This window comes from Burkholderia sp. PvR073, from assembly GCF_054055695.1.
Map to the genome: position 1 here is coordinate 369030 of NZ_JBSRXO010000004.1, position 11735 is coordinate 380764.

At 70.1% G+C, this 11735-nt stretch carries 8 protein-coding genes and 1 pseudogene; 4 read left to right on the forward strand and 5 right to left on the reverse strand.

The window, feature by feature from the left end; all coding sequences use genetic code 11:
- Nucleotides 1-39: 39 nt before the first annotated feature.
- The 3 genes and pseudogenes from ACVK00_RS16130 to ACVK00_RS16140 form a co-directional block, all read right to left on the reverse strand.
- Entirely contained in the window at nucleotides 40-303 is a 264-nt protein-coding gene (locus tag ACVK00_RS16130) for a DNA translocase FtsK (protein ID WP_404842438.1), read from the reverse strand.
- Nucleotides 300-4848, reverse strand: a pseudogene (locus ACVK00_RS16135) (DNA translocase FtsK); the annotation flags it as partial. The pseudogene ACVK00_RS16135 and the gene ACVK00_RS16130, both read right to left, overlap by 4 nt.
- Before the next feature lie 180 nt (nucleotides 4849-5028).
- Nucleotides 5029-5574 (reverse strand): META domain-containing protein, encoded by a 546-nt coding sequence (locus ACVK00_RS16140; RefSeq protein WP_175760379.1) that lies wholly within the window; start codon nucleotides 5572-5574, stop codon nucleotides 5029-5031.
- A 216-nt stretch (nucleotides 5575-5790) separates the two neighbouring features.
- Here ACVK00_RS16140 and purT point away from each other — a divergent pair, with 216 nt between their 5' ends.
- The 4 genes from purT to ACVK00_RS16160 all read left to right on the forward strand — a co-directional run bounded on the left by purT (nucleotide 5791) and on the right by ACVK00_RS16160 (nucleotide 9685).
- Nucleotides 5791-7005: a formate-dependent phosphoribosylglycinamide formyltransferase gene (purT, locus tag ACVK00_RS16145; protein ID WP_284891085.1), complete on the forward strand. Its 1215-nt coding sequence runs from the start codon at nucleotides 5791-5793 to the stop codon at nucleotides 7003-7005.
- An 18-nt stretch (nucleotides 7006-7023) separates the two neighbouring features.
- Nucleotides 7024-7218: a DUF6726 family protein gene (locus ACVK00_RS16150; RefSeq protein ID WP_228905072.1), complete on the forward strand. Its 195-nt coding sequence runs from the start codon at nucleotides 7024-7026 to the stop codon at nucleotides 7216-7218.
- 90 nt (nucleotides 7219-7308) lie between these two features.
- Nucleotides 7309-7692 carry an MliC family protein gene (locus ACVK00_RS16155; RefSeq protein WP_175675223.1) on the forward strand — a complete coding sequence of 128 codons (384 nt, stop codon included), beginning with the start codon at nucleotides 7309-7311 and terminating at the stop codon, nucleotides 7690-7692.
- 433 nt (nucleotides 7693-8125) lie between these two features.
- Nucleotides 8126-9685 carry a DEAD/DEAH box helicase gene (locus tag ACVK00_RS16160; protein ID WP_284891084.1) on the forward strand — a complete coding sequence of 520 codons (1560 nt, stop codon included), beginning with the start codon at nucleotides 8126-8128 and terminating at the stop codon, nucleotides 9683-9685.
- A 262-nt stretch (nucleotides 9686-9947) separates the two neighbouring features.
- Here the strand turns inward: ACVK00_RS16160 and gluQRS are convergent, their stop codons facing one another.
- On the reverse strand, nucleotides 9948-10841 hold the full coding sequence (gene gluQRS / locus ACVK00_RS16165) for a tRNA glutamyl-Q(34) synthetase GluQRS (RefSeq protein ID WP_228905066.1): 894 nt from the start codon (nucleotides 10839-10841) through the stop codon (nucleotides 9948-9950).
- Nucleotides 10842-10863: 22 nt separating this feature from the next.
- Nucleotides 10864-11718, reverse strand: coding sequence for a sulfurtransferase (locus ACVK00_RS16170; RefSeq protein WP_175700136.1), 855 nt, complete (start codon nucleotides 11716-11718; stop codon nucleotides 10864-10866).
- Nucleotides 11719-11735 lie beyond the last annotated feature (17 nt).

Genomic DNA, 11735 nt, shown 5'->3' on the forward strand with positions numbered 1-11735 from the left:
CGCCCGTAACGATCGTCTGCGGCCATGCGGCCGCCATGCTCAGTCGGCCGCGGCCGGCACGAGCACCTCGCGGCTGCCATTGATGCCCATCGCCGACACGAGTCCGGCCGCTTCCATCTGCTCGACGAGGCGTGCGGCACGGTTGTAGCCGATGCGCAGCTGACGCTGCACCGACGAGATCGACGCGCGCCGCGTGCGCACGACGAACGCGACCGCTTCGTCGTACAGCGGATCGGCTTCCGCATCCGGCGCGTCGCCGAACAGGTCCTGCGTCGCACCGTCGGCAGCGGGGCCGTCGAGAATCCCTTCCTCGTACTGCGGCTCGCCGAACTGCTTCAGGTATTCGACGATCCGGTGCACTTCCTCGTCGGCGACGAACGCGCCGTGCACGCGCTGCGGGTAGCCGGTGCCCGGCGGCAGGAACAGCATGTCGCCCTGGCCGAGCAGCGATTCGGCGCCCATCTGGTCGAGGATCGTGCGCGAGTCGATCTTCGACGACACCTGGAACGCGACGCGCGTCGGGATGTTGGCCTTGATGAGGCCGGTGATCACGTCGACGGACGGGCGCTGCGTCGCGAGGATCAGGTGGATGCCGGCCGCGCGCGCCTTTTGCGCGAGACGGGCGATCAGCTCCTCGATCTTCTTGCCGGCGACCATCATCAGGTCGGCCAGCTCGTCGATCACGACGACGATCAGCGGCAGCTTCGACAGCGGCTCGGGATCTTCGGGCGTCAGCGAGAACGGGTTGCCGATCTTCTTTTCCTTCGCTTCCGCGTCGCGGATCTTCTGGTTGAAGCCCGCGAGGTTGCGCACGCCGACGGCCGACATCAGCCGGTAGCGCTTCTCCATTTCGCCGACGCACCAGTTCAGCGCGTTCGCCGCGAGCTTCATGTCCGTGACGACCGGCGCGAGCAGGTGCGGGATGCCTTCGTAGACCGACAGCTCGAGCATCTTCGGGTCGATCATGATCAGCCGCACGTCCTCGGGCGTCGCCTTGTACAGCAGCGACAGGATCATCGCGTTGATCGCGACCGACTTGCCGGAGCCCGTCGTGCCGGCGACCAGCATGTGCGGCGCCTTCGCGAGATCGGTGACGACCGGGTGGCCGGTGATGTCCTTGCCCATCGCGATCGTCAGTTGCGACGTCGAGTGCTGGTACTGGCGCGATTCGAGGATCTCCGACAGGCGGATCATCTGGCGTTTCGCGTTCGGCAGTTCGAGGCCCATGCAGGTCTTGCCGGGAATCGTTTCGACGACACGGATCGACGTGAGGCCGAGGCCGCGCGACAGGTCCTTCATCAGGCCGACGATCTGGCTGCCGCGCACGCCGAGCGCGGGTTCGATTTCGAAGCGGGTGATCACCGGGCCCGCCGATGCGCCGACCACCGTCACCGGCACCTTGAACTCCTGCAGGCGCTGTTCGATCACCTGGCCCGTCTGCGCGAGATGTTCTTCGGTGATCGGTTCGACGTCGCCGGAGGCGGGCTCGAGAAGATCGAGTGTCGGCAGTTCGACGTTGAACGAGGCGGGCGCGTGGAATTCGAATGCGTTCGGACGCGGCGGGCGTTCGGGTGCGGCTGGTGCGTCGGGGCTCGGGGCGCTCGATTCCACGAGTGCGGCGGGATCGACTGCGGTCGGCAGGGTGGCCGCGGGAAGCATTGCGGCCGGGAGCGGCGCGGTCGTGACGGCCGGGATCGCGGTGCCGGTCGTCGTGGGCATTGCGCCTGCGCCGGGCATGGCCCAACTCGACAGCAAAGCAGCGGGAGCCGGCGAGGCGGCGAACGGCTGGGCCTGCGGCGCCGGGGTGGGCGCGATGGGTGGTGTCGGTGTCGCCACGTCGATGGAGGCGCCCGGAACGGAGAGGGTCGGCAAGGCCGACGCCGACGGGCTCGCGGAAGTCGCGGGCGCAGCCGATGCCGTCGCGGTGGGGGTTACGGCGACGGAGGCAAGCGCACCGCTCGTCGAGACTGGCGTGCCGCCGAATGCGGCGGGCGAAGCGGCCGCGACCGGGCTCGTCGGGGTGAGAGCGCCTGGGACGGCGGCGGCAACGGCCGCGGCAGGCGCGGTGCCGGTTGCCGTCTGCGCTGCGCCAGTCGACATGGACGGGTGACCGATCGCCGAAGCGTCGGGCATACGGCTCGACGATGCTGCCGAAGGCGTGGTCGACGCGCTCGACGTTGCGGTAAATGCGCTACCCGACGCGGCGGACGGCACGGCGGCAGGCGACACCGGCGTGCTTGGCGCCGGTTGCGAGGCGGTTGCGTTGAAGGACGCGCCGGTCGATGCAGGTGCCGACGAGGCTGTCACGCTCGGCGCTGTCGCAGCAGGCTGCGCGGGGGGCATGCCCGAGGCGCCCGTCGCGGACGTCGCAGCCGCTGCGAACGGCGCGGATACGGAAGACGGCGCCGTGGTCGGGCTGGAAGCGCCCGCTGCGGACGTCGGGACGGATGTCGCGACCGATGCGGCTGGTTGCGACAGCGAACCGGAGGCCGTGTTCGTCACGCCGGCAAACGAAGGCGTGGCGGCAAGCGGCGTGCTGTTCGACGTGTTTGCCGGTGCCGGTGCCGGCGCAGCGGAGCCGGGCGTGGTGCCCATGGGCGACGGCGTGCCAGCTACCGGGGCTGTCTGCGCGGCAGCGAAGGGTTCAGCCGACAACGGTTTCGACCACGACGCGGGCGCAGCGGAATCGACGGACGCAGATTCAGCGCTCGCGAAGGTCGACGCAGTCGCCGCAACAGACGCAACAGACGCAGCAGACGCAGCAGACGCAGCAGACGCAGCAGACGCAGCAGACGCCACCGGCGTCGCGCGTTGTGTGTCTGCGGGCAACGGCGCGGTGTCGCCAGTGTGCTTTTCCGCTGCCTTCCAGACCGTTCCCGTCACGGCGTCGGCCACTGCGGCATTCGACGCGGCGAAGGGCGCCGTCGTCGTTGCCGCGACGGGCATTGCGTCGGCGGGCGGACGCGTCGGCGTTGCCGCGATCGACGAAGCGGGGAGGGGAGTGCCCAGCGCGACCGGCTGGACGGGCTTCACGTCGTCCAGGGTTGCGTGTGCGTGTTGTTTCGCCTCGACCGATACGCCGGTGTCGGCAGGAGGCGCGGATTGCGGCTGGAACTGGCCGGCGATCCTGGCTGCCGTTCCCACGTCCTTCGCATCGACGGGGCGGCCCATATCGCTTGCCGTCGGTGTGACGGCGGCCGCAGGCGCTTCGACAGCCGTGTGTGCGGCCACCGGCTCACGCGTGGCCGACAGCGGCGTGGCAACCGGGCTCTGGTGTGATTCGCCGAGTCCGGAAACCGGCTGGCTGACGATGTCTTCCCACGGCGCAAAGTCGATCGGCGCATCGAATGCCGGCGTGGCTGGGACATCGGCACCATGCCGATGCTCGCCGTCCGCATGACGCGTCGGCGCATCGGCCTCGACGGCGGAATCCGACATGGCATGGCGCGCGGCGTCACTGAACGTAGAGGTGCCGGTATCAACAGCATCAACCGCATCAACCGCATCAACAGTAACAGCAGGCGCGCGCACGATCGGCTCGGCCGGCATGAACGCATCCAGCACGATCGGTGCGTTGTCGTCGTATGCCGACGCAGCTTCGTGCGCATCCGGACGGGCTGCGTCGTGCGGTGCGAACTGAGGCGCACCCTCAACGACGCCGGCCGGTACGGCCGTCGAGGCCGACGCGGCCACGCTGCCTGCGGCGGCAACCGTGCCGACCACGGTCGCTGCGGCGGCCGTCGCCGGCGACCCATCGGTCGGGCGCACGCCATCCAGCGTCGCCCACTGCGCGGTGCTGGCCTCGATAGAGCGCAGCGTGTCGTGAACGCTCGGCGCGGGCGTGATCGGCTCCGCGGGCTGTTGTACCCATGCGTAGAGCGGCGCGCGTGCCGGTGTCGGCGGCGTGGGGCGGCGGCGTGCCGCATCCTGCGACTGGCCGGCGGCGCCGGCTCCCGTCACCGGGCGTGCCGGCGTGCGCGGCGGCGTCGTGCCGACCGGACGCGGCGTGACCGCGGTGCGAGGCGCGGCCGGCTGCTTCAGGGCGGCCGCGGCCGGTCGCGCGGCGGTCGGTTGCGGCCGAACGGGCTCGAACCCGGCCGGCAGCGGGGCCGGACTGGGGCGCGGGACTTGGGCGTTCGCGGCGGCGCGCGCGAGGCTGGCGGTGCTGCCGGTCGTCGGGGGCGGCATTGCGCTCGCCGTGCCCGGTGCGGGCGGTGCCGGCATCCGGCTGGCCGGCGTCGGCTTGAGCCACCCCGACGGCGCGACCGGCTCCGCGAGCGGACGCGGTGCTGCCTTGCTGCGCGGCTTCGGCCGGGCTTGCGGATCGGGTTTCCACACCGTCGGGCGCGAATACCGGCCGTTCTGCCGCGGCGCCATCGAGTTGACGGTATGGGCGGTCGTCGGCTGCACGAGGTCGTCGTCACGGTGCAGCGCGCTGCGCGGCAGATCGGCGACGCCGCGCACATCGTCGTCGTCGACGTCGCGCGCGAGCTTGACGCCGAACGACGTGTCGACCCACGCGGCGAACTGCCGCCAGCCGATGCCGGTCAGCCACGGCAGGCCCGCGAAGAACAGCACGACCATCGCGACCGGCGTGCCGATCGGGCCGAGCACGTGCGCGAAGCCGTTCGAGAACGCGTGGCCGAGCGCATTCGTGTCGGGGCCCGACAACGGGCTCGTCAGTGCGCAGCTCGCGACGAACACGGCCGCGAAGCCCAGCCACAGGCGAATCGAGCCGCGGCCGGCGAGGCCGCCGCCACCGGGCAGCATCGCCTGAACGAGACGCCAGAAGAGAAGGAGGAACCAGACGGCGGAGATGCCGAACCAGCCGAAGACAACCGTGTGCATGCTTTGATGAAACAGGAAGAGGGCGGGGAGCGCGGTGCGCGACCCGCCGAGTTTAACCGGCCGACGAACAGGACTCTAATGCAGCATGAAGGCAGCGGAGCGCTTCCAGGCTGCGGGACGCATGCGTCCGGGTTCCGCGCGTGGCGAAGGCGGCCGGTCGGCCTTCGCCCGCGCGCTGCATCAGGGGCTCCGGCGCGTGAAGGTCAGCGTCGCGCCGGCTTCGGTCACGATCTGCAGTTGCTGCGGCTCGCGCATCTGCACGCCGGTCTTTTCGATGTGCGCGAGCGCATCGAGGTAGGCGTGCTCGAGCTGGCCGCCGAGCGCGTTCGGGCACGCCATGCGCGTGCCGGCGAGCGGTCCGAAGCTCAGCAGGCCGTTCTTGAGCGCATAGGTACCCATGTAACGGTTGCAGCCCGAAAAGCCGCTGGCGCGCCGGACGCCCGATTCGGTGGACAGCGCGAGCTTGATCGGCTCGCCGTTGTCGCCGTGCGGAATCGTGCGCGGCGTGCCGTCGGCGTTCAGCCAGCTCGTGAGCTCCCAGCTCGTGTCGTCGAGCAGCTGGACGGCGGCCGGGTTGTACGGGTCGGGTGCGGGGGCGGCGGAATCGGGGTGGGTCGGCATCGCGCAGGCGGCGAGAAGCGTGGCAAGCGTCAACGCGCAGAGCGGCGCGCGCAACGGGCGAAGCAGACCGGTGCGTGCGCGTGCGGCTGCGGACAAGTGGGACATGAGCCTCGTTCCTCATCGGATTCTGATCAAGGCGTAAGAGTAACGCACCCGCCCCGCGCGAGGCGAGCCGACACTTCGCGCGTGAAAACGTTCGCGGCCCGCCCGCGGGCCGCGCGCGGCGGGGCGGCGGCGCGACGAAACCGGCCAAACCGGCGCGGGTGCGCGTGTTAACATCGAAGCCGTTTTCGTCCTCCAACAGAACCAGCGGGAAATCACATGCAGATCGGTCAGCGGCTCGGTACACCGCTTTCTCCCTCGGCCACGCGCGTCATGCTGCTCGGCGCGGGCGAACTCGGCAAGGAAGTCATCATCGCGTTGCAGCGGCTCGGCGTCGAAGTCATCGCGGTCGACCGCTACCCGGACGCGCCGGGCCACCAGGTCGCGCATCGCGCGCACGTGGTCGACATGACCGACGCCGCCGCGCTGCGCGCGGTCGTCGAGGCCGAGCGTCCGCACCTGATCGTGCCGGAGATCGAGGCGATCGCGACCGACGCGCTCGCCGCGATCGAGGCGGCCGGCCTGGCCGAGGTGATCCCGACCGCGCGCGCGACGCAGCTCACGATGAACCGCGAAGGCATCCGCCGGCTCGCGGCCGAGGAGCTCGGGCTCGCGACGTCGCCGTACGCGTTCGCGGATTCGTTCGACGCATTCAGCGCGGCCGTCGCGAAGATCGGCATGCCGTGCGTCGTGAAGCCCGTGATGTCGTCGTCGGGCAAGGGGCAGTCGGTCGTGCGGACCGAAGCCGACGTGAAGCCCGCGTGGGACTACGCGATGGCGGGCGGCCGCGTGAACCACGGCCGCGTGATCGTCGAGGGCTTCATCGATTTTGAATACGAGATCACGCAACTGACCGTGCGCGCGATCGACCCGGCGACGCTCGAGACGCGGACCTACTTCTGCGAGCCGGTCGGCCACGTGCAGGTGGCGGGCGACTACGTCGAATCGTGGCAGCCGCAGCCGATGAGCGCGCTCGCGCTGGAAAAGTCGCGCGAGATCGCGCACAAGGTGACCGAGGCGCTCGGCGGGCGCGGATTGTTCGGCGTCGAGCTGTTCGTGCGCGGCGACGACGTGTGGTTCTCCGAGGTGAGCCCGCGGCCGCACGACACCGGTCTCGTCACGCTCGCGTCGCAGCGTCAGTCGGAGTTCGAGCTGCACGCGCGCGCGATTCTCGGGCTGCCGGTCGATCCGACGCTCGGTTCGCCGGCCGCCTCGGCGGTGATCTACGGCGGGCTCGACGAGCGCGGCATCGCGTTCGAGGGCGTGCGCGACGCGCTGGCCGTGCCGGGCGCCGACCTGCGCCTGTTCGGCAAACCGGAAAGCTTTGCGAAGCGGCGCATGGGCGTCGCCCTCGCGACCGGCGCGAGCGTCGACGAAGCCCGCGAACGCGCGAAGCGTGCCGCGGCGGCCGTGCGGCCCGTGTCGGCGCGCTGACGAGACGAGGCGCGCGCGATGGCATCGAGATGGCGGCGGATCGGACGTATCGGCAGGCTGGGCACCGCGCTGGCGCTGATCGCGAGTCTCGCGGGGTGCGGCCTCGCGGCCGCGCCGTGCCGGGTCGCATCGGCCGGGTTGAAGATCGTGCCGCTCGTCGGCCATATCGCGGCCGCGCCGACCGACGCGTGCGCCGACGTCATCGATCCCTGAGCGCCGAATCCTCGTCCCCTCGGCCCATCACCAACGATAACCGCGCGTTCCGCGAGGGCGCGCTTCCACCCGTCTCGTGAAAGGATCTGCATGATTCGCCAAACCTTCGCCGCGCTCGCGCTGGCCGGCACCGCCGTTTCCGTCGCGCATGCCGCGCAACTGACCGTCGAGGAGATCGACGCCGATGCGCGCGAGCAGACCATCTATCAGTGCGCGAACCTGAAGCAGCCGGTACGCGTGTCGTACTGGCGCGCGGCCAACGGCCAGAGCTTCGCGCTGGTGCCGGTCAACGGGCAGCAGTTGCTGTTCGTCGACACCGTATCGGCGTCGGGCGCGCGTTATCAGGCCGGACGCTATACGTGGTGGACGAAGGGCAGGGAAGGGACGCTGCGCGACGAGATCGCCGACCAGAATGCGGCACCGCTGCTGGGCGACTGCATGCAGGTCGAGAAGAAGAAAAAGAAGAAGGGCTGAGCGCCGCACGCGATCGGATACGTGATGCGAGCGTGCCGATCGCCGCGACCGGCGCGGCCAGCCGGGTGGGGTCCTGAACCGGACGGCGGATCGGGCGGCCCCCCGGGCTCGCCGGCCATCCGGTGATTTTTCGATCTCCACGACCGCGATCCGGCCCCTAATAGCGGCCATCGGCCGATCGGAATAGCCCGATCGCTCCGCGCATCGCCCGCGCCCAGCCTCCCGGCGCACGCCGCGAACCGCCACCCGGGGCCGTTCGCGGTGTTGTCACGGACAGATGGCCGCGCAGTGCTACAATACGGCCCTTTCCGCCGGCATTCGCGCCGAACGGAGTCCGCACGGCCTGTGGTGCCCGCTGTTCGAATCGAACCGGTCCCAAGCGCCAGAGCGGCGCCGCGCGGCGCGCCGCGGCTCCGTCTACTTCCGAATTGTGATGAGCGCAGGCCCGGCGGGCCTGACGCACGATGTCCCCGCCGCGCCTTTTGAGCGAAACGCCACCATGTCCGATTCTGTCGCCAAGCCAGTCGACGCAACCTTCGATCAATTCGGCCTTGCCGCCGATATCCTGAAAGCCATTGCGGAGCAGGGTTATACGACGCCGACGCCGATCCAGGCGCAGGCCATTCCCGTCGTGCTCGCCGGGCGCGACGTCATGGGCGCCGCGCAAACGGGTACCGGCAAGACCGCGAGCTTCTCGCTGCCGATCATCCAGCGGCTGCTGCCGCAGGCCAGCACGAGCGCGTCCCCGGCGCGCCACCCGGTGCGCGCGCTGATCCTCACGCCGACCCGCGAGCTCGCCGACCAGGTCGCCGCGAACGTGCACGCGTATGCGAAGCACACGTCGCTGCGCAGCGCGGTCGTGTTCGGCGGCGTCGACATGAATCCGCAGATGGCCGAGCTGCGCCGCGGCGTCGAGATCCTGATCGCGACGCCGGGCCGCCTGCTCGACCACGTGCAGCAAAAGACGGCGAACCTCGGTCAGGTCCAGATCCTCGTGCTCGACGAAGCCGACCGGATGCTCGACATGGGGTTCCTGCCCGACCTGCAGCGCATCCTGAACCTGCTGCCGAAGGAACGCCAGACGCTGCTGTTCTCAGCCACCTTCTCGCCGGAAATCAAGAAGCTCGCATCGACCTACCTGCGTAACCCGCAGACGATCGAGGTCGCGCGCAGCAACTCGACCAACGCGAACGTCACGCAGATCGTCTACGACGTCGCCGAAGGCGACAAGCACTCGGCCGTCGTGCAACTGTTGCGCGATCGCGGGCTCAAGCAGGTGATCGTGTTCTGCAACAGCAAGATCGGCGCGAGCCGGTTGGCGCGCAACCTCGAGCGCGACGGCGTGGTCGCGTCGGCGATCCACGGCGACAAGTCGCAGCTCGAGCGGATGCAGGCGCTCGACGCGTTCAAGCGCGGCGAGATCGAGGCGCTGGTCGCGACCGACGTGGCCGCGCGCGGTCTCGACATCGTCGAACTGCCGGCCGTGATCAACTTCGACCTGCCGTTCAACGCGGAAGACTACGTGCACCGGATCGGCCGCACGGGTCGCGCGGGCGCGACGGGCGATGCGCTGTCGCTGTGCAGCCCGAACGAGCGCAAGCAGCTGGCCGATATCGAAAAGCTGATCAAGCGTCCGCTCGAGGTGCAGACGCTCGCGCTCGACAAGCCGTCGCGTCATCGCCACGACGAACGTGGCGGCGAGCGTGCCGGGGAGCGCAGCGGCGAACGCGGTGGTGAACGCGGCGGTCGGCGCGAGCGCGACGAGCATCGCGGTGCGTCGGCGCGTCGTTCGGGTGGGTCCGAGCGTGGCGGCCACCATCGTCGCCACGAGGCGCCGGTCGACGATTTCTTCCTGAAGCCGTACGAACCGTCGGTGCCGGCGACGCAGCCGGAAGAGACGCAGTCCGCGCAGCAGCACGAGAAGAAGGGGCCGAAACGTCAGGTCGCCGCGTTGCTCGGCGGCTTCGGGATGCCGCGCAAGCCGTCGGCGTAAGCGGGCGGGTCAAGCGGTTGGTGCGGCGCGCGAGCGCTGCCGCAGAAACGGGTGCATGCGATGAGCATGTGCCCGTTTTTCATTGGGCGAGTGGATTGCGAGCGCGTGGGTGAGCGGGGGCCATGACGTGCCGCGCGGGGCGGCGCAGTCCGGGGGACGCTCCGGTGCCGTGCAGTCAGCGGGCGTGCTGTCCTCATGCAACTTGAATCGGCGCCGACGGATGCAGGAACGCGGTCGGCCCGGACCGTGTCCTGCGCGCGATTCAATCGGCGCGCTGTCCGAAGCGGCGTGCCCACGCCTCGGTCGCGGCCGCGTAGAACGCATCCATCGTATCGCCCGATGGACCGCCATCGACTGCCAGGCCGAGATGCGCGGCGGCGGCCCGCAGCGCCGGCAGCGGATCGTCGCGTTCGAGCGCGATCGCGCCCGTCTGCTTGCTGAGCTTTTCGCCGTTCGCGTCGACGACGACGGGCACGTGGAGGTAGGCGGGTGTCGGCACGCCGAGACAGCGCTGCAGGTAGATCTGGCGCGCGGTCGAATCGAGCAGGTCGGCGCCACGCACGACGTGCGTGATGCCCGCGTCGGCATCGTCGACCACGACCGCGAGCTGATACGCCCATTGGCCGTCCGCGCGCTTCAGCACGAAATCGCCGACTTCGGTCGCGAGGTTCTGCGTTTGCGTGTGCTGCCAGCGGTCGTCGAAGGTGACGATCGCATCGTCGCCGTCCGGCACGCGCAGCCGCCACGCGCGCGCGGGCTTGCCGTGCAGGCCGGTGCGGCAGGTACCGGGGTACGCGAGTGTCGTGTGACGCTCGTGCGCGGCACGCAGCGAATCGGTGATTTCCTTGCGCGTGCAGCCGCACGGATAGACGCGCCCCGCGGCGACGAGCCGTTCGAGGGCGGCCGCATAATCGGCATCGCGCGTGCTTTGCCATACGGGCGGCTCGTCGGGCGTCATGCCGAAATGCGCGAGCGTCGCGAGGATGTCGTCAGCGGCGCCGGGCACCGTGCGCGGGCCGTCGATGTCCTCGATGCGCACGAGCCACGCGCCGCCGTGCGCGCGCGCGTCGAGCCAGCTCGCGAGCGCACCGACCAGCGAGCCGAAATGCAGCGGGCCGGTGGGCGACGGCGCGAAGCGGCCGCGGTAGCCGTTCATCGGGGCGCGGCGCAACGCGCGCTTACGCGGCGCTGGCTGCCTGCGCGCAGGCCGGGCACGACTTGCCGGGCACGTAGCTCGGCGATTGCTGGGCGTCCGGCGTGACGACCGCGCGGCACGCGAAGCACGTGACGTTCTCGGTCGGCTGCAGTTGCGGGTTCAGCGCGGTGCGGTAGTCGAACACGAAGCAGTCGCCGTGATAGTGCGCGCCGCCGACTTCCTCGAAATACTTCAGGATCCCGCCCTCGAGCTGGTACACGTTGTCGATGCCGATTTCCTTCATGTGGATCGCCGCCTTCTCGCAACGGATCCCGCCGGTGCAGAACGACACGACCGTCCTGCCCTCGAGATCGGCGCGGTTCGCGTCGATCACCTCCGGGAACTCGCTGAACTTGTCGATCCGGTAGTCGAGCGCGCCGTCGAACGTGCCGACGTCCACTTCGAAGGCATTGCGCGTATCGAGCATCACGACCGGGCGGCCGGCGTCGTCGTGGCCGCGGTCGAGCCACGCCTTCAGCGTGCGTGCGTCGACCGACGGCGCGCGGCCGAGCTCGGGCTTGATCGCGGGCTTCTTCATCGTGATGATCTCGCGCTTCAGGCGCACGAGCATCCGGCGGAACGGCTGCGAGTCGGACAGGCTCTCCTTGAACTGCAGCGTCGCGAACTTGCCTTCGAACAGCGGATCGTGGCGGATGTAGTCGATGAACGCGTCGGTCGCTTCGCGCGGGCCGGCGACGAACAGGTTGATGCCTTCCGGCGCGAGCAGGATCGTGCCGCGCAGGCCGAGTTCGTTGCAGCGGGCGGTGACGAGGGGGCGCCATTGCTCGGTCGCGTCGATCGACACGAAGTGGTAGGCGGCGAGGTTGACGATGGTCATGATGGTCCGACGGGAAA

Excerpts from the sequence above, each read along its gene's own strand:
- ACVK00_RS16140 (WP_175760379.1), bottom strand. The coding sequence starts at position 5,574 with ATGTCCCACTTGTCCGCAGCCGCACGCGCACGCACCGGTCTGCTTCGC.
- ACVK00_RS16150 (WP_228905072.1), top strand. The coding sequence starts at position 7,024 with ATGGCATCGAGATGGCGGCGGATCGGACGTATCGGCAGGCTGGGCACC.
- purT (WP_284891085.1), top strand. The coding sequence starts at position 5,791 with ATGCAGATCGGTCAGCGGCTCGGTACACCGCTTTCTCCCTCGGCCACG.
- ACVK00_RS16170 (WP_175700136.1), bottom strand. The coding sequence starts at position 11,718 with ATGACCATCGTCAACCTCGCCGCCTACCACTTCGTGTCGATCGACGCG.
- ACVK00_RS16160 (WP_284891084.1), top strand. The coding sequence starts at position 8,126 with ATGAGCGCAGGCCCGGCGGGCCTGACGCACGATGTCCCCGCCGCGCCT.
- ACVK00_RS16155 (WP_175675223.1), top strand. The coding sequence starts at position 7,309 with ATGATTCGCCAAACCTTCGCCGCGCTCGCGCTGGCCGGCACCGCCGTT.
- gluQRS (WP_228905066.1), bottom strand. The coding sequence starts at position 10,841 with ATGAACGGCTACCGCGGCCGCTTCGCGCCGTCGCCCACCGGCCCGCTG.